The 22079-nt window shown below is 56.2% G+C and carries 19 protein-coding genes; 10 read left to right on the plus strand and 9 right to left on the minus strand.

The features are described 5' to 3' along the window. Positions 1–2 precede the first annotated feature (2 nt). A complete protein-coding gene (gene ypfH, locus ACOTZF_RS06925) occupies positions 3–698 on the plus strand; it encodes an esterase (RefSeq protein WP_129251940.1) in 696 nt (231 codons plus the stop codon). Positions 699–789: 91 nt separating this feature from the next. On the opposite strand, the gene ACOTZF_RS06930 is transcribed toward ypfH, so the two are convergent. Genes ACOTZF_RS06930 through ACOTZF_RS06940 form a run of 3 tightly spaced genes read right to left on the minus strand, consistent with a single transcriptional unit; the run spans position 790 to position 2500 of the window. Continuing rightward, complete coding sequence (locus ACOTZF_RS06930) at positions 790–987, minus strand: YpfN family protein (protein WP_013098222.1); 198 nt, start codon at positions 985–987, stop codon at positions 790–792. Positions 988–1011: 24 nt separating this feature from the next. Continuing rightward, entirely contained in the window at positions 1012–2139 is a 1128-nt protein-coding gene (gene dapE / locus ACOTZF_RS06935; protein WP_013098221.1) for a succinyl-diaminopimelate desuccinylase, read from the minus strand. 10 nt (positions 2140–2149) lie between these two features. Further along, positions 2150–2500 carry an ArsC family reductase gene (locus ACOTZF_RS06940; protein WP_013098220.1) on the minus strand — a complete coding sequence of 117 codons (351 nt, stop codon included), beginning with the start codon at positions 2498–2500 and terminating at the stop codon, positions 2150–2152. Between the two features lie 387 nt (positions 2501–2887). Between ACOTZF_RS06940 and ypfM the strand changes: the two genes are divergently transcribed. After that, on the plus strand, positions 2888–2947 hold the full coding sequence (gene ypfM, locus ACOTZF_RS06945; protein WP_015572204.1) for a protein YpfM: 60 nt from the start codon (positions 2888–2890) through the stop codon (positions 2945–2947). A 109-nt stretch (positions 2948–3056) separates the two neighbouring features. Here the strand turns inward: ypfM and acrD are convergent, their stop codons facing one another. After that, on the minus strand, positions 3057–6170 hold the full coding sequence (gene acrD, locus ACOTZF_RS06950) for a multidrug efflux RND transporter permease AcrD (RefSeq protein WP_029882269.1): 3114 nt from the start codon (positions 6168–6170) through the stop codon (positions 3057–3059). A 146-nt stretch (positions 6171–6316) separates the two neighbouring features. After that, positions 6317–8005, minus strand: coding sequence for a nitrate/nitrite two-component system sensor histidine kinase NarQ (narQ, locus tag ACOTZF_RS06955; RefSeq protein WP_129251935.1), 1689 nt, complete (start codon positions 8003–8005; stop codon positions 6317–6319). A 152-nt stretch (positions 8006–8157) separates the two neighbouring features. Between narQ and aegA the strand changes: the two genes are divergently transcribed. The 3 genes from aegA to ACOTZF_RS06970 all read left to right on the plus strand — a co-directional run bounded on the left by aegA (position 8158) and on the right by ACOTZF_RS06970 (position 11944). Then, positions 8158–10134, plus strand: coding sequence for a formate-dependent uric acid utilization protein AegA (gene aegA / locus ACOTZF_RS06960; protein WP_348563307.1), 1977 nt, complete (start codon positions 8158–8160; stop codon positions 10132–10134). A gap of 67 nt (positions 10135–10201) precedes the next feature. After that, entirely contained in the window at positions 10202–10795 is a 594-nt protein-coding gene (gene nudK / locus ACOTZF_RS06965) for a GDP-mannose pyrophosphatase NudK (RefSeq protein WP_020689968.1), read from the plus strand. Positions 10796–10900: 105 nt separating this feature from the next. Next, on the plus strand, positions 10901–11944 hold the full coding sequence (locus tag ACOTZF_RS06970; protein ID WP_129251928.1) for a DUF1176 domain-containing protein: 1044 nt from the start codon (positions 10901–10903) through the stop codon (positions 11942–11944). A 90-nt stretch (positions 11945–12034) separates the two neighbouring features. Here the strand turns inward: ACOTZF_RS06970 and tkt are convergent, their stop codons facing one another. Together tkt and tal are read right to left on the minus strand one after the other, a co-directional pair. Beyond that, the gene (gene tkt / locus ACOTZF_RS06975) at positions 12035–14023 is read right to left on the minus strand and encodes a transketolase (protein WP_013098214.1); all 1989 of its coding nucleotides are present in this window, start codon (positions 14021–14023) and stop codon (positions 12035–12037) included. Between the two features lie 19 nt (positions 14024–14042). After that, the gene (tal, locus tag ACOTZF_RS06980) at positions 14043–14993 is read right to left on the minus strand and encodes a transaldolase (RefSeq protein WP_013098213.1); all 951 of its coding nucleotides are present in this window, start codon (positions 14991–14993) and stop codon (positions 14043–14045) included. A gap of 246 nt (positions 14994–15239) precedes the next feature. On the opposite strand from tal, the gene maeB reads away from it, so the two are divergent. Further along, positions 15240–17519, plus strand: coding sequence for an NADP-dependent oxaloacetate-decarboxylating malate dehydrogenase (gene maeB, locus ACOTZF_RS06985; protein ID WP_013098212.1), 2280 nt, complete (start codon positions 15240–15242; stop codon positions 17517–17519). Between the two features lie 79 nt (positions 17520–17598). Here the strand turns inward: maeB and hemF are convergent, their stop codons facing one another. Then, entirely contained in the window at positions 17599–18498 is a 900-nt protein-coding gene (gene hemF / locus ACOTZF_RS06990; RefSeq protein WP_129251926.1) for an oxygen-dependent coproporphyrinogen oxidase, read from the minus strand. Further along, positions 18498–19373 (minus strand): N-acetylmuramoyl-L-alanine amidase AmiA, encoded by an 876-nt coding sequence (gene amiA / locus ACOTZF_RS06995; protein WP_421636067.1) that lies wholly within the window; start codon positions 19371–19373, stop codon positions 18498–18500. Before amiA ends, hemF begins: the two co-directional genes overlap by 1 nt. A 212-nt stretch (positions 19374–19585) precedes the next feature. On the opposite strand from amiA, the gene ACOTZF_RS07000 reads away from it, so the two are divergent. The 4 genes from ACOTZF_RS07000 (at position 19586) to ACOTZF_RS07015 (ending at position 22078) form a co-directional block, all read left to right on the plus strand. Next, on the plus strand, positions 19586–20011 hold the full coding sequence (locus tag ACOTZF_RS07000) for a GNAT family acetyltransferase (RefSeq protein WP_129251924.1): 426 nt from the start codon (positions 19586–19588) through the stop codon (positions 20009–20011). Next, complete coding sequence (locus ACOTZF_RS07005) at positions 19998–20447, plus strand: DUF2919 domain-containing protein (RefSeq protein ID WP_048972566.1); 450 nt, start codon at positions 19998–20000, stop codon at positions 20445–20447. The genes ACOTZF_RS07000 and ACOTZF_RS07005 overlap by 14 nt, the downstream gene beginning before the upstream one ends. 63 nt (positions 20448–20510) lie before the next feature. Continuing rightward, on the plus strand, positions 20511–21086 hold the full coding sequence (locus ACOTZF_RS07010; RefSeq protein ID WP_013098207.1) for an RpoE-regulated lipoprotein: 576 nt from the start codon (positions 20511–20513) through the stop codon (positions 21084–21086). A gap of 92 nt (positions 21087–21178) precedes the next feature. Continuing rightward, complete coding sequence (locus tag ACOTZF_RS07015) at positions 21179–22078, plus strand: Dyp-type peroxidase (RefSeq protein WP_129317938.1); 900 nt, start codon at positions 21179–21181, stop codon at positions 22076–22078. The last annotated feature ends 1 nt before the right edge of the window (position 22079 follow it).

Here is a 22079-nt window from a genome sequence, read left to right on the forward strand (position 1 = left end):
CCATGAAACACGATCATTTTGTTGTTCAAAGCCCCGACAAACCGGCTAAACAGTTACTGTTGCTGTTTCATGGCGTTGGCGATAACGCCGTCAATATGGGAGAGGTTGGTCGCTGGTTTGCACCTGTTTTTCCTGAGGCGCTGATTGTCAGTATCGGCGGCGTGGAGCCGTGTGGCCCTGACGGACGGCAGTGGTTCTCCGTTCAGGGCGTGACGGAAGAGAACCGTCAGGCGCGTATTGATGCCATTATGCCGGTCTTTATCGAAACCGTGCGTTACTGGCAGCAGCAGAGCGGCGTCGGTGCCGACGCGACCGCGCTGATTGGCTTTTCACAGGGGTCAATTATGTCGCTGGAGAGCGTGAAAGCAGAGCCGGGTCTGGCTTCGCGCGTGATTGCCTTTAACGGCCGTTTCGCGACGCTACCGACGAGCGCGACCACGCAGACAACGATCCACTTGATCCACGGTGGCGAAGACCGGGTGATTGAGCTTTCGCATGCCGTAGCTGCCCAGGAAGCCCTGATCCGGGAAGGCGGGGATGTGACGCTGGATATCGTTGACGATCTGGGTCATGCGATTGACGATCGCAGCATGCAGTTTGCGCTCGACCATCTGCGCTATACCGTACCGAAGCACTACTTTGATGAAGCGCTCAGCGGCGGTAAGCCGGACGATGATGATATTGTTGAATTTATGTGATTATTTCCCCTCACCCTAACCCTCTCCCCTAAGGGGAGAGGGAACATGGCACCCCTCGCCCCTCTGGGGAGAGGGGCTGGGGGTGAGGGGATTATTTCTTCTGGTCTTTCTTTGGCCAGTCGTCGTCGTCATCCCACTTGTCGTTAAAATCACGATGTGGCGGAAGATCCGGCTTGTTGGCGAGGAATTTTTTATGGTCAACGCGCTTAAGATCTTTAATCACGTTAAGCAATACGCCTACCAGAAACACTAACACCAGAATCCACCAGTACTTTGCAAGCCAATCCATTCGCTATTCCTCTCAGAGCGCTCGTCAGGCGACGATTTGCTCCATAATACGTTGATACATACGGGCCAGCAGTTGTAAATCCGCGGCATTTACACACTCATTGATTTTATGAATGGTCGCGTTCACTGGCCCCAGTTCGACAACCTGAGCTCCCATGCGGGCGATAAAGCGTCCGTCTGAGGTGCCACCCGTCGTCAGCAGTTGTGGCTTAATTTCATTATAGTGCTCGATGGCGTTCACCACCGCATCCACCAGTTTGCCACGCTGTGTCAGGAACGGCTGGCCGGAAAGCCACCAGTCCACGGTGTAACGCAGCTGATATTTTTCCAGCAGGGCGATAACGCGCGCTTTGATCATCTCATCGGTCAGTTCCGTGCTGAAACGGAAGTTAAACTGAACGAAACAATCGCCCGGGATCACGTTGTTGCTGCCGGTTCCGGCCTTCACGTTCGCAATCTGCATGCTGGTTGGCGGGAAGAACTCATTGCCTTTGTCCCACTCAATGCTCACCAGTTCACTCAGCATTGGCGCTGCGCGGTGAACTGGGTTATCGGCCAGATGCGGGTACGCCACGTGTCCCTGTACGCCGTGAATGGTTAGGTTACAGGTTAACGAACCGCGGCGGCCATTTTTCACCACATCGCCCACCACCTCGGTGCTGGACGGCTCGCCGACCAGACAGTAGTCCAGACGCTCATTGCGGGCCATCAGGGCCTCAACCACCTTGACGGTGCCGTTATGGGCGCTGGCTTCTTCATCAGAGGTAATGAGAAACGCGAGACGGTTTTTATGGTTCGGGTGCTGGGCGACAAAGCGCTCAGCCGCCACAACCATTGCCGCCAGGGAGCCTTTCATGTCTGCGGCGCCGCGGCCAAACAGCATGCCATCGCGGATGGTTGGTTCAAACGGAGGGTTGATCCAGCGGTCCGCATCACCTGCGGGAACCACGTCGGTATGCCCGGCAAAGGCCAGTGTTTCGCCCTGGCCACGCCACGCCCAGAAATTCTGGGTGTCGCCAAAATCCATACGCTCCACGGTAAAACCGATGGCACGCAGGCGCTCAATCATTAATGCCTGACAACCTGCGTCGTCCGGGCTAAGGGAAGGACGGCGAATAAGCTGCTGAGTCAGCTCAATGACCGGGCATGACATAAACTACACCTCAACGAAAAAAGTCGGAATAAAGGGTTTCACTGAAACCCAGCAGCATAGGCTGCCCGGGCGCGCAGAGCAATGGGCGTTTGATGATTGCTGGCATTTCAAGCATCAGATTTGCTGCGCTGTTGGCATCCTTGATGCTGGCACGCAGTGATTCGTCCAGCTTGCGCCAGGTCGTGCCGCGGGTGTTCAGCAGCGCTTCCCACCCCAGTTCGTTAATGGCGGTATGCAGAAATTCTGCATCAAGCCCATCGGCACGGTAATCGTGGAAGCGGTACTCGACGTTGTTAGCTTCGAGCCAGCGACGGGCTTTTTTGATCGTGTCACAATTTTTAATGCCGTACATGACAACCATGTTGAATCCTTTTGTTCTTATGACCATTAAATGTTCAGTAAATTCGAAGATATATCCTTAAACGGAATATAACACATTCAGAAACGCTCTGGATTAACACCTTTTTTTAATTCAACTCACACCTGTACGCTGAATATTCTTTCATCATTTAAGCATAGATGTCCATCAGGTATAAATTGCCTGTAAACTCAGCGGGTAAAATAAAACTCACCCGTGCGTAGGGTTATTTCAAAATATTGCTGGCCGTCACACAAAATTTAAGGTTCTCCGTTCATATTTATCATAAATCCAGCGCGCAGACGGGGTACAATCACAGCAATCGGTTAAATTGTCTTCACAATGATGATACGTTTTCGTAGAATGCGCATAATAATAAGAGAGGTTGTTATGATTGAACGTGAACTGGGGAACTGGAAAGATTTTATCGAAGGCATGCTTCGTAAATGACATTCAGTAAGAATTGCAAGAGCACTTAAATAAGTAAAATAACCATAGTGTGAATTAATCGCACAGTAAAAAGGCGGCCTACTGAGCCGCCTTTTTTATTTTCACTATCTTATTCAGGCCGTTCCTTGAGCGGGAAGCGGCGACGCACCAGCACGAAGAACAGCGGCACAAAATAAATGGCCAGGATCGTGGCTGAAATCATTCCTCCCATGACGCCTGTACCTACCGCATGCTGGCTGCTGGAGCCTGCGCCTGAGCTGGTTGCCATTGGTAACACCCCGAAGACAAACGCCAGCGAGGTCATCAGGATTGGACGTAAGCGCTGACGGCAGGCATGCAGCGTGGAAGCCATCAGCTCATGGCCTTTCGCATTCATCTCATTGGCAAACTCAACAATCAGGATGGCGTTTTTCGCCGACAACCCAATCACGGTGAGCAGCCCCACCTGAAAGTAAACGTCGTTCTCCAGACCGCGCATCCAGGTGGCGAGCAGCGCGCCGATCACGCCAAGCGGCACCACCAGCATGACCGAGAACGGGACTGACCAACTTTCATACAGCGCCGCAAGACAGAGGAAGACCACCAGCAGCGAAAGCGCGTAAAGCGCGGGAGCCTGCGCCCCGGAGAGCCGCTCCTGATAAGACATGGCCGTCCACTGCAGACCAAAGCCAGCGGGCAGCTGTTGCACCAGCTTTTCCATGGTGTCCATCGCCGTACCGGTGCTGACGCCCGGCGCGGCTTCACCGACGATCTCAACGGCGGAATAGCCGTTATAGCGCTCCAGACGCGGAGAACCGCTCTCCCAGTGCGAGGAGGCGAAGGCGGAGAACGGCACCATGCCGCCCGCATTGTTGCGGACATACCAGCGGTTAATATCGTCCGGCAGCATGCGGTATGGCGCGGCGGATTGCACATACACTTTTTTAACGCGACCGCGATCCATAAAGTCATTCACATAGCTTGAACCCCACGCCGTTTGTAGCGTGTCGTTGATGTCGTCGATTGAAACGCCCAGCGCCTGCGCCTTACGCTGATCAATATCCACCTGCAGCTGTGGGCTGTCATCCAGACCGTTGTGACGGACGCGGGTCAGACCCGGATCTTTACCGGCCAGCTCTAACAGCTTGTCGCGCGCCGCCATCAGCGCCGTGTGGCCCGCACCGGCATGGTCCTGCAGCTCCATGTCAAACCCGGCAGAACTGCCGAGACCGCTGATAGCCGGTGGGCTGCTGGCAAAAACGCGAGCCTCTTTGATACGGGAGAAGGCTTTGGTCGCGCGTTCGATAATGGCAAACGAGGTGCCCGTTTTCGTATCGCGTGCGTCCCAGTCTTTCAGGCGCACAAACATACGTGCAACGTTCTGCCCGTTCCCGCCCGGGCCGGAGCCGACGGTGGAGAAGACCGACACCACGTTATCTTTCTCTTTGGTAAAGAAGTACTGCTCCACCTTCTGAACTACCTTCAGCGTTTGCTGCTGCGTTGACCCGCTCGGGAGCTGCACCGAAGTGATGAACATCCCCCGGTCTTCCTGCGGCAGGAACGAAGTCGGCAGATGCAGGAACAGCCACACCATACCGCCCAACAGCACAACGTAAATCATCATCCAGCGCAGGCTGCGGTGCAGCACCTTGCCGACGGCGGTTTCATAACGCGCAGCACTGCGGTTGAACATGCGGTTAAACCAGCCAAAGAAGCCCTTCTGACCGTGCTGCTCCCCTTTATGTAGCGGCTTGAGGAGGGTGGCGCAGAGGGCAGGCGTGAGGATCAACGCCACCAGCACCGAGAGCACCATTGCGGAGACGATGGTGATTGAAAACTGACGATAAATGGCGCCGGTTGTGCCGCCGAAAAACGCCATCGGGATAAAGACCGCCGAGAGCACCATCGCGATGCCAACTAACGCCCCCTGAATTTGTCCCATCGATTTACGCGTGGCCTGACGCGGGGAAAGCCCTTCCTCGCTCATGATGCGCTCGACGTTTTCGACCACCACGATGGCATCGTCCACCAGCAGGCCAATCGCCAGCACCATTGCAAACATCGTCAGGGTGTTAATGCTGTAACCAAACGCATAAAGCACGGCGAAGGTACCCAGCAGCACCACCGGAACGGCAATGGTCGGGATCAGCGTTGCGCGGAAGTTTTGCAGGAACAGGTACATGACCAGGAAGACCAGCGCGATCGCTTCCAGCAGTGTTTTCACCACATCTTCAATAGAGGCTTTAACAAAGGAGGTGGTTTCGTAGGCGACTTTGTATTCCAGCCCGTGGGGAAAATAGTGCGACAGCTCATCCAGACGATCCAGCACCAGCTGCGCGGTGGCCATTTCATTGGCCCCGGAGGCCAGTTTAACCCCCAGACCGGAGGCCGGATTACCGTTAAAGCGGCTGAGATAATCATATTTCTCTGCCCCCATTTCTACTGTGGCGACATCGCCCAGGCGGACCTCTGAACCATCCTGATTTACGCGCAGGGTAATGTTGCGAAACTGCTCCGGGGTCTGAAGCAGCGACTGTGAGTTAATGGTGGCATTCAACGCTTGTTTATCGACGGAGGGCGTTCCCCCCAATTGTCCCACCGCAATCTGGGCGTTCTGGGATTTAATGGCATCCGTCACGTCGGTTGCCGTCATCTGGAAGCTGTTCAGCTTATTCGGATCAAGCCAGATACGCATTGAATACTGAGAGCCGTAAGCATCGATATCACCGACGCCGTTAATACGGCTGAGGGGATCCTGAATATTACTGGCGACGTAGTCCGCAATGTCCTGCTTATCCATGGAGCCGTCGGTAGAGACAAACGCAATAGTCAGGATGTTGGTGTCACCGGTTTTACGTACGGTAACCCCCTGATTCTGCACCGCCTGAGGCAGTTTACGCATCGCCGACTGCAGCTGGTTTTGCACCTGCTGTACGGCTTCGTCCGGATCCGTACCGGCGGTAAAGCTCAGGGTGACGGTCGCCTGGCCCGTGGCGCTACTCTGCGAGGACATGTACATCAGGTTATCCAGACCCGTCATGTTCTGCTCGATAACCTGCGTGACGGTATTTTCCAGCGTTTGTGCTGAAGCTCCGGGGTAGTTTGCCGTGACGCGCACGTTTGGTGGTGCCAGGTCTGGATATTGCTCAACAGGAAGTGAAGTAATGGCCAGGACACCTGTCAGACACAACAGAATGGCAAGTACCCAGGCAAAAATGGGGCGATCGATAAAAAAATTCGCCATGAAAATGAGACCTCGTTTTGCTGCACGTCATTATTGTTTATTGCCCGCATCACTTTAGCGGCAAGACGAAGACCAAACGTGGAGAAATAAAGGAGATAGTGTAAATTATCATGCGCTTTTCTCTGCGCTTCACCTTTTACCGTTATTTACCTCCCGGCCCCGTTTGTCGGGAAGATCACGCTTACCAGCGTCCCCCCGTTTTGCGGCTGGGAAAAGTGCAGCGTTCCGCCGAGTCGCGCCGCCCGTTCGCGCATAATATTCAACCCGTAATGTCCCGGCGGCTCGCTGGCTTCGCCAATCCCGATACCGTTATCGCGAATGCTGACGCTGTGGGTGCCGTCAGCAGACGTCACGCAGCTGACGGTTATCTCGCTGGCCTGGGCGTGCTTCATCGCATTCAACACCGCTTCACGCACGATCTGCAGCAAATGCACCTGTTTCTGGGCATCCAGCGCCAGCGAGGAGAGGCGGCAGTCGAGGTACAGCTTTGCCTGCGTCTGGCTCTGTAACCCGTCCAGTGACTCCTGTAGGGCCGCGGGCAGATTGGCGTGGTTAAGCGTCAGGCGGAAGGTGGTAAGCAGTTCCCGCAATTGATGCCAGGCGTTGTTAAGCTCGCGGGAAAAGTCGGTGATAATGGTCTGCGCCGGGGCATTTTCCTGCGGGATAGCGCGTTTCAGTAGCGCCAGCTGAATACGTAAATACGACAGTACCTGCGCCAGGGAATCGTGCAGCTCGCGGGCGATCGTCGCGCGTTCTTCCATCAGCAGCAACTGCTGGTAGTGCTTTTGCGCCTGGTTGAAATACAGTCCGCGTCCGAGCATTGTCGCCACGCTTTCCATCAGCGGCAGAGGAACGTGGCCCGTCTCGCTTTGCCAGCGTAATTCCCCGTACAGGGTATCCTGCATCAGCACGGGCAGCGTTTGGACAGGGCTCCCGTTTGATTCGATACCCTCACTGAGCCGCCAGTCGTCGCTGGTGCGCAATTCCAGGTAGTTCATCTGCGTGTACTCATGCACTATCTGCAAAATATGCCGGAAACAGTGGCTGTCTATCTGGCCGGTATTCAGTGCCTGAGAGCATTTAAACAGCATCTCGAGTTGCTGATGCGCCTCATTCAGATGCTGCGTCTTTTCCGCTACGGAGTGTTCAAGCGAGCGATACAGCGTATGCAGCTCGGCAGACATGTGGTTGAACGCCCGGGAAAGTTGGCCCAGCTCGTTTGGCAGCGCGGTATCCGGTGCAGGCGTATCGAATTGCCCCCGCTCAATGCGCTCGCTGGCCGCCACCAGATTATTCAGCGGTAACACAACCTGGCGGCGGATGCGTCGCAGGGTAAAGATCGTCAGGATCAGGATGCCCATCCCGCCCGCCAGGGAGATCAGAATCACCGCCTGGATTTTATGTTCGGTGTAGTGCTGAAGGGCGAGCACAAAGGCGTCAATCCGGCCGACAAAGTCTTCAATGTGGGCCTGATACCACCCGCTATCGCCGCGAGCGATGTGGTTGTCCATCTCCTGCCATGCCAGATGCAGCTGCTGATAGCGCGCCTTAACATCGTCCGGCACGTACCAGCGGCTCAGCTTCTGTAGCGCAGGGGCGCTCAGCGTCTGCTGCCAACTCTCGCGATGCGCCGCCAGGGCGTCGCTGTTGCGTTGCATCTCATAGCCCAGACGGTAGCTCTGCATTCGCAGGGAACCGGCAATATTGATGGCTTCTGCATCCCGCTGGCTGCTGGCAAGCGTGAACAACGCGACGGTGCTGGTCAGAACGGACAGCACGATAATGGAAATGAAAGCCCGGGCCAGGCTTCCGGAAACGGGTCGTTTAACGGTCACAGAACAGCTTCCTGAAAAAAATTGATCTGCCACAGGTTCACTGGAGATAGTTCGACTTCCTGGGCATTTGTACATTGCCTGATAGCGCCGCCGTGGGTAAATACAATATTCCTATAAAGAATAAGGTTATTGAACCAAAAACAGGTGTCGTTATGAATCGTTTTATTATGGCCAACAGCCAGCAGTGTATAGGGTGCCGTGCCTGCGAAGTGGCCTGCGTGATGGCGCACAACGATGAACAACACGTGCTGAGCGAACGCCATTTTCATCCCCGCATCACTGTCCTGAAATCTGGCGCGAAGAGCACGCCTGTAACCTGCCACCATTGCGAGAATGCGCCCTGCGCGCAGAGCTGCCCTAACGGGGCCATCAGCAAATGCGATGACAGCGTACAGGTGAATCAACAAAAATGCATTGGCTGTAAAGCCTGCGTGGTTGCCTGTCCGTTCGGCACGATGGAGATCGTTGTTACGCCTCTCGACAAGGGCAACGTAAAAGCCTCGGCACATAAATGCGATCTTTGCCACACGCGCCCACAGGGCCCGGCCTGCATCGAAAATTGTCCGGCACAGGTGCTTACCCTGGCGACGCCCGCCGTACTGAATAACCTGGCGAAAACCCGTCGCCAGCGCACCGCCCGTCAGGAGGCGCAGCCCTGGCACGGCGAGGCGGTAAGGCCAGACCTGCCGCACACCCGCCTTGAGCAGATGAGAAACACACCGCGACGCGGGGAGCCGGATAAACTCGCCGCGAATGCACGCGTCAGCCATTTTCAGGAGATCTACCTGCCGTTTCGGGCAGAGCAGGCCGCGCGTGAGGCATCGCGCTGCCTGAAGTGCGGCGAACACAGCATTTGTGAATGGACCTGTCCGCTGCACAACCATATCCCCCAGTGGATTGAACGCGTTAAAGCGGGGGATATCGCCGGGGCGGTTGAGCTTTCACACCAGACCAACTGTTTACCTGAAATTACCGGCCGCGTCTGCCCGCAGGACCGATTATGTGAAGGCGCCTGCACCGTGCGTGATATCTCGGGCGCGGTGACCATTGGCAACATCGAGCGCTATATCTCTGACCAGACGCTGGCGATGGGTTGGAAGCCGGATCTGAGCGGCGTGACACCGGTTGATAAACGTGTGGCGGTGATCGGCGCGGGGCCTGCGGGGCTTGCCTGTGCCGACGTGCTGGCGCGCAGCGGTGTCAGCGTCACGGTCTATGACCGGCACCCGGAGATTGGCGGCTTGCTGACGTTTGGTATCCCGGCCTTTAAGCTCGATAAATCGCTGCTCGCACGGCGCAGGGAGATATTCACGGCCATGGGGATCCAGTTCGTTCTGAACTGCGACGTCGGACAGGATGTGCCGATGTCACAGCTGCAACGCGAATACGATGCACTGTTTATTGGTGTGGGAACCTATCGTTCCATGAAAGCGGGTATCGCGCATGAAGATGCGCCCGGCGTCTATGACGCGTTACCTTTCCTGGTGGCAAACACCCGCCACGTGATGGGGCTTGAGGCAACAACCAAAGAGCCATTTGTCGATACCCGGGGGCTGAACGTGGTGGTGCTCGGCGGGGGCGATACCGCCATGGACTGTGTCCGCACCGCGTTACGTCACGGTGCGGCGAAGGTAACCTGCGCCTACCGCCGGGATGAAGCCAATATGCCGGGCTCGAAAAAAGAGGTGAAGAATGCGAAGGAAGAGGGCGCCGCGTTTGAGTTTAACGTTCAGCCCGTGGAGTTAACTCTGGCACCTGACGGACAGGTCAACGGCATTCGCATGCTGCGTACCGAACTCGGCGAACCGGATGCTCAGGGCCGTCGTCGGCCGGTACCGATAGCGGGGAGCGAGTTTGTGATGCCTGCGGATGCGGTGATCATGGCATTTGGTTTCAATCCTCACGAGATGCCGTGGCTGCAGGCGCAGGGCGTGGAGACGGATAGCTGGGGACGAATTATCGCCTCGGTGGAGAGCCGCTATCGCTATCAGACCTCTAACCCGCAAATTTTCGCAGGCGGTGACGCCGTACGCGGCGCAGATTTAGTGGTCACCGCCATGGCGGAAGGGCGACATGCTGCGCAGGGTATCCTCGACTGGCTGGGCGTCAGCGCGTTAAAAACGCATTAAATCGGGTGGGCGACAAAGCGGGGTTCACGGCGTAATATAGGCAGACTCATTGTGTCGTGGAGCCCGTATGACCCTGAAAATTGACGTTATCAAAGACAAAATCCTTTCTGATAATTACTTTGTCCTGCGTAACATCACCTATGATTTAACGCGTAATAACGGGGACGTGATCCGCCACAAACGTGAGGTTTACGACCGCGGCAATGGGGCAACCATTCTGCTTTATAACCGTGAAAAGCAGAGCGTGGTGCTGATCCGCCAGTTCAGGGTGGCGACGTGGGTCAATGGCAATCCGGACGGACGGCTGATTGAAACCTGCGCAGGTCTGCTGGATGACGATGAGCCGGAAGTGTGTATCCGCAAAGAAGCCATCGAGGAGACAGGCTTTGAAGTGGGTGAGGTTAAAAAAGTTTTCGAACTGTTTATGTCACCCGGCGGCGTGACGGAAATCGTCCATTTCTTTATTGCCGAATACAGCGATGCGCATCGTATCCATCAGGGCGGTGGGGTGGAAGATGAAGATATCGAGGTGCTGGAGATACCGTTTGTCCAGGCGCTGGAGATGATCCGTTCCGGGGAAATTAAAGATGGTAAGGCTGTAATATTACTGCAGTATTTACAAACAACCGGGCTGATGGATCCCTCTTTCGAACGGATGTAGTTTGTTTTTCGGATAAATCTATCCGATAAATCCGATTGAGCAACCCCGGCGGGAACACGAAGATACTGCCCAGTTAAGCGTTTTCGTTCCGGGATTGTGCCATTCATGCGCTACTGCGTTTTTATTTTTTTCCTGATTTGTGTGCTCCCCGCACCGCGGGTGTGGGCTACGCCTGCACAGCAATCATTCTCAGACTGGCAGGTGACCTGCAATAACCAGAATTTTTGCCTGGCACGCAACACCGGTGAACACCGTGGTCTGGTGATGACGCTTAGCCGCAGCGCTGGCGCGAAAACCGATGCCTCGTTACGTATCGATCTCGGCGGTCTTTCAGACCCGTCTGTCAAAGAGCCTGCAATTGCGCCGCGCCTGCTGCTTGATGGGGTGCCCGTGACGCTGGAGCGTCAGCACTGGCAGTTAACGCCATGGCATCTGAAAACGGACGATGCTGCGACCATCACTGCATTTCTTAAGCATATCCAGGAAGGGAAAGCGCTAACCCTGCGTGATGGCAAGCAGGCGATCTCCCTCAGTGGCCTGAAAGCGGCGCTGTTGTTTATCGATGCGCAGCAAAAGCGCGTCGGCAGTGAAACCGCCTGGATTAAAAAAGGTGACGATCCGCCGTTAAGCGTGCCGCCCGCACCGGCCCTGAAAAAGGTGGCGGTTGTGAATCCCACCCCGACACCGCTCTCCCACAGCGAACTGAACGATCTGCTGGATTATGGTACCTGGCGGATGAATAACAGCCAGTGCTCGCTCGACCCCAACCGTCGGGAAGTGCGCGTCACTGCGCTTACCGATGACAAAGCGCTGCTGATCGTCAGTTGCGAAGCGGGGGCCTATAACACCGTCGATCTGGCCTGGCTGGTATCACGTAAAAAACCGTTTTCTTCCCGTAGCGTCAGGCTGCGTCTGCCGTTTACGCCGTCCAGCGGCAGCAGTGAAATGGAGTTAATGAACGCTCGCTTTGATGAGAAAACGCGTGAGTTGACCACCCTGGCGTTAGGGCGGGGGATTGCCGACTGCGGTATCCAGACGCGCTGGCGCTTTGACGGCCAGCGCTTCCGTCTGGTGCGTTATGCCGAGGAGCCCAGCTGCGATAACTGGAATGGGCCAGATGCCTGGCCCACGTTGTGGATCACACGCTAGTTTTGCCGGGTGGCGGTTACACCTTACCCGGCCCACGTTTCGAACCATGTAGGCCCGGTAAGCGTAGCGCCACCGGGCACGCAGGCCGCACTAAAGCACGCTTAACGCCTTCTCAACGACGTTCTCAACGGTAAAACCGAAATACGGGAACAGCTTGTCGGCCGGCGCCGATTCACCGTATCCCCGCATGCCGACAATGGCCCCTTTCAGCCCGACATATTTGTACCAGTAGTCGGCAATGCCCGCCTCAACTGCCACGCGGGCCGTCACGCTGGATGGCAGGACCGATTCACGATATGCCTCATCCTGCGCGTCAAAGATGTCGGTTGAAGGCAGGGAAACCACGCGCACCGCGTGACCTTCGGCAGTCAACTTCTCCGCCGCTTTGACGGTAATCTCCACCTCGGAACCGGTGGCAATCAGGATCACATCCGGCTTGCCGCCGCTGTCCTTCAGAATGTAACCGCCGCGGGCAATGTCTTTCACCTGCTCCGGCGTGCGCTCAATCTGCGCCAGGTTCTGACGTGACAGGATCAGCGCCGTCGGTCCGTTATGGCGCTCTACTGCCAGCTTCCAGCCCACCGCGGCCTCGACCTGATCGCACGGACGCCAGGTGCTGAAGTTTGGCGTCAGGCGCAGGCTCGCCAGCTGTTCAACGGCCTGGTGGGTTGGCCCGTCTTCCCCAAGCCCGATGGAGTCATGGGTGTAAACCATAATCTGCCGCGCTTTCATCAGAGCCGCCATGCGTGCGGCGTTACGGGCGTATTCCACAAACATCAGGAAGGTGGCGGTGTAGGGGACAAATCCCCCGTGATGAGCGATACCGTTGGCAATGGCGGTCATGCCGAACTCGCGTACGCCATAGTGAATATAGTTTCCGGCGATATCCTCTTTCAGCGATGTCGAGCCAGACCAGATGGTCAGGTTGCTGGGGGCCAGATCCGCCGAGCCGCCCAGCAGCTCAGGCAGGATTGGGCCAATCGCATTCAGGGTGTTTTGCGACGCCTTACGGGTGGCGATTTTGGCCGGGTTAGATTGCAGGTTTTCAATCAGCGCCTGCGTTTTCTCTTCCCAGTCCTCCGGTAGCCCTCCGCTCATGCGGCGGGTGAATTCGGCCGCCAGCTCCGGGTAGGCCTTTTTGTAGGCGGCAAATTTCTCGTTCCAGGCGTGCTGGGCCTTTTCACCCTCTTCACGGGCATCCCATGCGCGGTAAATCTCTTTCGGAATTTCGAACGGCGGATATTTCCAGCCCAGTTTCTGCCGGGTCAGCGCCACTTCCTCATCACCCAGCGCCGCACCGTGCGCCTCTTCTTTACCTGCTTTGTTCGGCGAACCAAAGCCGATAACCGTGCGGCAAATAATCAGCGACGGTTTGTCCTTCACGCTTTGCGCTTCCTGAATCGCTTTTTTCACCGCCTCGGGATCGTGGCCGTCAATTTCATGCACCACATGCCAGTGGTAGGCCTCAAACCGTTTTGCCGTGTCGTCGGTAAACCAGCCCTCGGTTTCCCCGTCTATGGAGATGCCGTTGTGGTCATAGAAGCCAATCAGCTTGCCCAGCCCCAGCGTGCCCGCGAGCGAACAGACCTCATGGGAGATCCCCTCCATCAGACAGCCGTCACCCATAAAGACGTACGTGTAGTGATCGACGATGTCATGCCCCGGCTGGTTAAACTGCGCACCCAGCGTGCGTTCCGCGATGGCCAGCCCAACGGCGTTGGCTAAACCCTGTCCCAGCGGCCCGGTGGTGGTTTCCACCCCTGGCGTATAGCCAATCTCCGGGTGGCCGGGGGTTTTCGAATGCAGCTGGCGGAAGTTTTTCAACTCTTCGAGCGGCAGATCGTAGCCGGACAAATGCAGCAGGCTGTAGAGCAGCATCGACGCGTGGCCGTTAGAGAGAATAAAACGGTCGCGATCGTACCAGGTGGGGTCGTTAGGGTTGTGCTTCAGGAAATCATTCCACAACACTTCGGCAATATCTGCCATGCCCATTGGTGCGCCAGGGTGGCCGGAATTGGCTTTTTGCACGGCATCCATGCTGAGGGCGCGAATGGCATTGGCTAACTCTTTACGGGACATAGTTCACTCCGTGGCAAGGTTAAAGTTTGGCGGCGAGAAGATCTTCAAGTTTGCGCTGGTCGACGGCGAACTGGCGGATGCCGTCCGCCAGTTTTTCCACGGCCATTGGGTCCTGATTGTGCTCCCAGCGGAATTCCGCTTCGGTCATGGCTTTCGGTTTGGGCAGTACGGTGGAGGTCGGCACCAGTTTACGGATTACCGTCTCTTCTTTGTCCTGCAGCTTTTTCAGCAGGTCAGGGGAGATGGTCAGGCGGTCACATCCTGCCAGCGCCAGGATCTGCTCGGTGCGGCGGAAGCTGGCCCCCATTACGATGGTTTCGTAGCGGTGCTGCTTGTAATAGTCGTAGATATTACGTACCGACTTCACGCCCGGGTCTTCCTCCACCACGTACGGATCCATCGGCTGTTTTGCCTGATACCAGTCGTAGATGCGCCCGACGAACGGTGAGATCAGGAATACGCCCGCTTCGGCACAGGCGCGCGCCTGCGCAAACGAGAACAGCAGCGTCAGGTTGCAGTGGATCCCCTCTTTTTCCAGCACTTCCGCCGCGCGGATGCCTTCCCAGGTGGAGGCGAGCTTAATCAGAATGCGTGATTTGTCGATCCCCTGCTCCTGGTAGAGTTCGACGAGGCGGCGGGCTTTATTGATGCTCTTCTCTTTATCGAAAGAGAGGCGGGCGTCGACTTCGGTGGAGACGCGCCCCGGGATGCTTTTCAGAATTTCCGCACCGAAATTAACCGCCAGCTTGTCACTGGCTTCGGCAACCTGTTGTTCCTGGGTTTTGCCGCGCTGTTTGCCATAGGCAATGGCGTCATCAATCAGATGACTAAAATGGGAAAGCCCCGCCGCTTTGAGCAGCAGCGACGGGTTGGTGGTTGCGTCTTCAGGCTGGTAGTGCCGAATCGACTCGATATCGCCGCTGTCTGCAACCACGGTAGTGAATTGTTTGATGCCGTCAAGTTGGTTCATAAGTCATGACTCCTTGAAAATAAAAGCGTTAGACGAGTGCGTTAGTTCACACTTCTGGAAAAATCATGATGGACTTAACAAAAAAGCATAGCAGACGGGGGAGGCATTGCTTTTGAGACGGGTAACATGGCTGTTATAAATTGATAACAATTTTTAATGTGTGATGGTGAGAGTTTGGCAGCCTTCAAAGTTTATGCGGCAGCCTGCGGCGATACTATCTGACCGATACGTAAAAGGAATAACAAGATGGACGATCAGTTAAAACAGAGTGCCCTCGATTTTCACGAGTTTCCTGTCCCGGGTAAAATTCAGGTCTCCCCGACAAAACCGCTGGCAACCCAGCGCGACCTGGCGCTGGCCTACTCGCCGGGCGTGGCGGCACCGTGTCTCGAAATTGAAAAAGATCCGCTCGCCGCTTACAAATATACCGCGCGCGGCAACCTGGTCGCCGTGATCTCTAACGGTACGGCGGTGCTGGGCCTGGGCAACATTGGTGCGCTGGCCGGTAAGCCTGTGATGGAAGGGAAGGGCGTTCTGTTCAAGAAATTCGCCGGTATCGACGTGTTTGATATCGAAGTGGACGAACACGATCCCGATAAATTCATCAACGTCGTGGCGGCGCTGGAGCCGACCTTTGGCGGTATTAACCTCGAAGACATCAAAGCGCCGGAATGTTTCTACATTGAGCAGAAACTGCGTGAACGTATGAACATTCCCGTGTTCCATGATGACCAGCACGGGACGGCGATTATCAGCACCGCCGCCATTCTTAACGGCCTGCGCGTGGTGGAGAAAAATCTTTCTGACGTGCGCATGGTAGTTTCCGGCGCGGGTGCGGCGGCCATTGCCTGTATGAACCTGCTGGTGGCGCTCGGGATGCAGAAACACAACATTGTGGTCTGCGACTCCAAAGGCGTGATCTATAAAGACCGCGAGCCTAACATGGCGGAAACCAAAGCGGCCTACGCGGTGGACGACGACGGCAAGCGTACGCTTGAGGATGTCATTGACGGCGCGGATATCTTCCTGGGCTGTTCAGGCCCGAAAGTGCTGACCCAGGAGATGGTGAAGAAGATGGCGCGTGCGCCAATGATTCTGGCGCTGGCGAACCCCGAGCCGGAAATCCTGCCGCCGCTGGCGAAAGCGGTGCGTGAAGATGCCATCATCTGTACCGGTCGCTCCGACTACCCGAACCAGGTGAACAACGTGCTCTGCTTCCCGTTCATCTTCCGTGGGGCGCTGGACGTAGGCGCGACGGCCATTAACGAAGAGATGAAGCTCGCGGCGGTGCACGCCATTGCGGAACTGGCACACGCCGAGCAGAGCGAAGTGGTTGCTTCAGCCTATGGCGATCAGGATCTGAGCTTTGGCCCGGACTACATCATTCCAAAACCGTTCGACCCGCGTCTGATTGTCAAAATCGCGCCAGCGGTTGCGAAAGCGGCGATGGACTCTGGCGTGGCGACGCGCCCGATAACCGATTTCGATGCTTACGTGGATAAGCTCACCGAGTTTGTCTACAAAACTAACCTGTTTATGAAGCCGATTTTCTCTCAGGCTCGTGCCGACGCGAAGCGGGTGGTGCTGGCGGAAGGGGAAGAGGCGCGCGTGCTCCATGCCACGCAGGAGCTGATCACCTTAGGGCTGGCGAAGCCGATCCTGATTGGCCGCCCGAGCGTTATCGAGATGCGTATCCAGAAGCTGGGCCTGCAGATCAAACCGGGTGTTGATTTTGAGATCGTTAACAATGAATCCGACCCGCGCTTTAAAGAGTACTGGAGCGAATACTACGCGATCATGAAACGTCGCGGGATCACTCAGGAGCAGGCGCAGCGGGCGGTGATCAGCAACACCACGGTGATTGGCGCAATCATGGTTCATCGCGGCGAGGCGGATGCGCTGATCTGCGGCACCATCGGTGATTACCACGAGCACTTCAGCGTGGTGCAGGAGATCTTCGGCTATCGCGACGGGGTGCACACGGCCGGTGCGATGAACGCGCTGCTGCTGCCAAGCGGTAACACCTTTATCGCCGATACCTACGTCAACGACGATCCAACCCCGGACGAGCTGGCGGAGATCACCGTGATGGCGGCTGAAACCGTGCGTCGCTTTGGTATCGAACCGAAGGTGGCGCTGCTGTCGCACTCTAACTTCGGCTCCTCTAAATCTGCGGCGGCCTGCAAAATGCGACAGACGCTGGAGCTGGTTCGCGAGCGCGCACCGGAGCTGATGATTGACGGTGAGATGCACGGCGACGCCGCGCTGGTGGAGAGCATCCGCAATGAACGTATGCCAGACAGCCCGCTGAAAGGCTCAGCGAATATCCTGATTATGCCAAACGTGGAAGCGGCGCGTATCAGCTACAACCTGCTGCGCGTCTCGAGCTCTGAAGGAGTGACCGTGGGGCCGGTGCTGATGGGGGTGGCAAAACCGGTGCATGTGTTAACGCCGATTGCCTCTGTACGCCGTATCGTGAACATGGTGGCGCTGGCGGTGGTTGAGGCGCAGACGCAGCCGCTGTAAGTGATGTTTGTCGGGTGGCGCGTTCGCTTACCCGACCTACGGGTTGACCAGGACGGATAAGCGCAGCGCCATCCGGCAGTTAAACCCAGTCCCGAACCTTAATAAACTCACTCAGGGCAGCCTCCGGGCTGCCTTCTTTTGGCTCGTAGCAGTACTCCCAGCGCACCAGCGGTGGCATTGACATCAGAATCGACTCCGTACGCCCGCCGGTTTGCAGGCCAAACAGCGTCCCGCGATCCCACACCAGGTTAAACTCCACGTAGCGCCCGCGACGGTAAAGCTGGAACTCGCGTTCGCGCACGCCGTAGTCGCTGTTTTTACGCCGTTCAACAATGGGCAGATAAGCGTCGGTATAGCCTTCGCCCACCGCACGCATAAAGCTGAACGCGGTATCAAAATCAGGCGTGTTCAGATCGTCAAAGAACAGCCCGCCAATACCGCGCTGTTCGTCGCGGTGTTTGAGGTAAAAGTAGTCGTCGCACCACTTTTTGTATTTCGGGTATACGTCTTCGCCAAACGGCAGGCAGAGATCGCGTGCGGTCGTATGCCAGTGCACGGCATCCTCTTCAAAGCCGTAGTAGGGGGTCATATCGAAACCGCCCCCAAACCACCAGACCGGATCGGCTCCCGGTTTTTCCGCAATGAAAAAACGCACGTTGGCGTGGCTGGTTGGCACAAACGGGTTGTGCGGGTGTACCACCAGCGAAACGCCCATCGCCTGGAAGCTGCGACCCGCCAGTTCAGGACGATGCGCCGTTGCAGAAGCGGGCATGGCTTCCCCGTAAACGTGGGAAAAATTGACGCCTGCCTGTTCAAAGATCCCGCCGTTTCGCAACACACGGCTACGCCCGCCGCCGCCGGCCTCGCGCTGCCAGTTATCTTCCTGAAAATTACCGCCATCTGCAGCGGCCAGTTTCTGGCAAATCTCATCCTGCAACTGCAGCAGGAAGGTTTTTACCTGCTTTGCATTCGGTTTCATTAACGTTTCCTGGAGTGCGCTTTTTGATTATCGAACCAGTTAAAGTAACTGATGATGCCGGAGGCGATGGCATTGGCGATCTTCTGACGAAACGCCGCGGTACCAAGCAGACGCTCTTCTTCCGGGTTAGTAATGAAAGAGGTCTCCACCAACACGGACGGAATCGACGGTGATTTCAGCACCACAAACGCGGCCTGCTCCGTGCTCTTGCTGTGCAGACGGTGCACCGGCTTAATCCGTTTGAGGATATGCGAGCCCAGCGTCAGACTGTTTTTGATGGTATCGGTCTGCACGAGGTCGAACAGCACCTGCTGTAACAGGTGATCTTTATCGGTGGCCTTCTTCCCGGCGACTTCATCCGCACGGTTTTCACGGTCGGAGAGATATTTCGCCATGGCGCTACTGGCGCCGCGATTGGAGAGGGCAAACACCGACGCGCCCGCGGCGGAAGGGTTTGTAAAGCCATCCGCGTGAATGGACATAAAGAGATCGGCACCGTGCTTATGGGTAATTTCCACGCGGTCATACAGCGGAATAAAGGTGTCGCCCGTGCGCGTCAGGCGGGCGTCAATGCCGTTGCTGCGTAAAATCGATCGCACATTTTTTGCAATTGCCAGCACGACGTGTTTTTCTTTTGACCCGTTTTTGCCAATGGCGCCGGTATCAATGCCGCCGTGACCCGGGTCGAGCATGACCAGACGCTTCGCGCCTGGTTTTTTGGCTTTGGGTTTGCTGTGTCCGTTACTGGTTTTAAGCGTGCTCTCTTCTTTTGCCTGAGCCTGCTGTGCGATGCCCGTTAACGTTAAGGCCGCCAGCCCCGCTTTGAGAACCTGACGACGCGATGTGAGTGCTTTTAATGGTTTGAATGTGCTCATGCGGCCTGAATAGTAAAAATTGCGGTCCTGGTGTTATATCGTATCGCGTTTAGCGTTACGACAGTCCTTATTGAGAATTGTTTTACTTTTCATTTCAATACGTGACAAAGTGACATTATGCCAAATTTTGGCGAGATTTTCCCCGGTTATTGGCTAAATGCCCTGTTCGCGCCATAATCACTGTTTTTAAACCCGAAAAGGCGGTTAATACCATGGAGATACGCGTTTTTCGCCAGGAAGATTTCGAAGAGGTGATCACCCTTTGGGAGCGCTGCGATTTGCTGCGTCCGTGGAACGATCCAGAGATGGACATTGAGCGTAATCTGAATCACGACGTCAGTCTGTTTCTGGTGGCGGAAGTGAACGGCGAAGTGGTGGGCACGGTGATGGGCGGTTACGACGGTCATCGCGGCTCTGCTTATTATCTGGGCGTTCACCCGGAATACCGGGGGCGCGGCATTGCCAATGCGCTGCTCAATCGTCTTGAGAAAAAACTGATCGCTCGCGGTTGCCCGAAAATTCAAATCATGGTGCGCGAAGATAACGACGTGGTGCTGGGCATGTATGAACGTCTGGGCTATGAACACGCTGACGTGCTGAGTTTAGGTAAGCGTCTGATCGAAGATGAAGAGTATTGAGATCCACCCGGCAGATTACGACGCGCAGGGGCGTGTCAGGCTGCCTTTCATATTCTGGTGCGTACTGCTGCTGCAGGCCCGCACCTGGGTGCTGTTTGTCATGGCCGCCGCGTCCCGCGGGCAGGGCGATACATTACTGACGCTCTTTTATCCCGATCACGACGCCTTTTGGCTCGGCCTGTTACCGGGCGTACCGGCGGTGGTGACGTTTTTGTGCAGCGGCCGACGACAGGCGATCCCACGGCTTTGGCGTGCGCTTCGCTGGCTGCTGATCCTGGCCCAGATTGCGCTGCTCTGTTGGCAGCCTGTGCTCTGGTGGTACGGTGAACCGCTTACGGGCATCGGCATTGCGCTGGTGGTTGCCGATATCGTGGCGCTGCTGTGGCTGCTGACTAACCCCCGCTTACGCGCCTGTTTTACGCATGAGTCAGATTAACGCGGCACTTTTTGCCGATGCTGCACTCCAACAAGCGTTGATTTAACACGTAAGGACGTTTCAATGAAATCGCTGCGTTTACTTTTATGCGCTCTCCCGCTGGCGTTAACCGGCTGTTCAACGCTCTCCTCCATTAACTGGTCGGCCGCTTATCCGTGGAACTGGTTTGGCTCTTCGCTGGAAGTGACCGAGCAGGGCGTGGGCAACATTACCGCCGCGACGGCGCTGGATCAGGACGCGCTTCAGGCGGCCCTGAGCAGCGACTATCGTCTGCGCAGCGGCATGAAAACTGAAAACGGCACTATCGTGCGTTACTTCGAAGCGCTGAAAGGAGACAAACTGGCGCTGGTGATTAACGGCGATAAAGGCACGGTAAACCGTATTGCCGTGCTGGACGATGCTATCCCGACGGCGAGCGGCGTAAAGGTTGGTACGCCGTTTAGCGATCTCTATAAACAGGCTTTCGGCAATTGCGCCAGCGCGCCTTCAGACGATGGCGTGGCGGTGCAATGTAAAGCGCCGGACAGCCAGCACATTAGCTACCTCTTTACCGGAACCTGGAGCGGTCCTGAAGGCTTAATGCCGTCTGACGACACGCTGAAAAACTGGAAAGTGAGCAAAATTATCTGGCAGCAGTAATTTGCGCCTGAACAATCCGTCTCGCTGAAATCCGGGTATAATACCCGCCATCAATGCCACGTTGTCGTGGCATCTTTATTTCAGGAGGAGCGATGTCTCAGGTTCAGAGTGGCATTTTGCCAGAACATTGCCGCGCGGCGATTTGGATTGAAGCCAATGTGATAGGGGATGTGGATGCCCTGCGTGCGGCCAGCAAAGTCTTTGTGGATAAACTGGCCACCTTCCAGGCCAAATTCCCGGATGCCCATCTGGGCGCTGTGGTGGCCTTTGGCAATAACGTCTGGCGTCAGCTGAGCGGCGGTGAAGGGGCGGAAGAACTCAAAGACTTTATCCCTTACGGCAAAGGTCTGGCACCGGCAACCCAGTACGACGTGTTGATCCATATTCTCTCTCTGCGCCACGACGTGAACTTCTCCGTTGCTCAGGCGGCGGTAGCGGCGTTTGGTGACTGCATTGACGTTCAGGAAGAGGTCCACGGTTTCCGCTGGGTGGAAGAGCGCGACCTGAGCGGCTTTGTCGACGGGACGGAAAACCCGGCAGGTGAAGAGACGCGCCGTGAAGTGGCGGTCATCAAGGATGGCGTGGATGCCGGCGGCAGCTACGTATTTGTTCAGCGCTGGGAGCATAACCTTAAGCAGCTTAACCGCATGAGTGTGCAGGACCAGGAGATGATGATTGGCCGTACCAAAGAGGCCAACGAAGAGATCGACGGCGATGTACGCCCGGTGACCTCTCACCTGAGCCGCGTTGACCTCAAGGAAGACGGTAAAGGGCTGAAGATTGTTCGCCAGAGCCTGCCGTATGGCACCGCAAGCGGAACCCATGGCCTTTATTTCTGCGCCTACTGCGCGTGTCTGTACAATATTGAGCAACAGCTGCTGAGCATGTTCGGCGATACCGACGGCAAGCGTGACGCCATGCTGCGCTTCACCAAACCGGTCACCGGCGGCTACTACTTCGCGCCGTCCATTGAGCGTCTGCTGGCGCTGTAAT

This window comes from Enterobacter cloacae complex sp. SHL021, from assembly GCF_049237765.1.
Taxonomy (GTDB): Bacteria; Pseudomonadota; Gammaproteobacteria; order Enterobacterales; family Enterobacteriaceae; genus Enterobacter; species Enterobacter cloacae.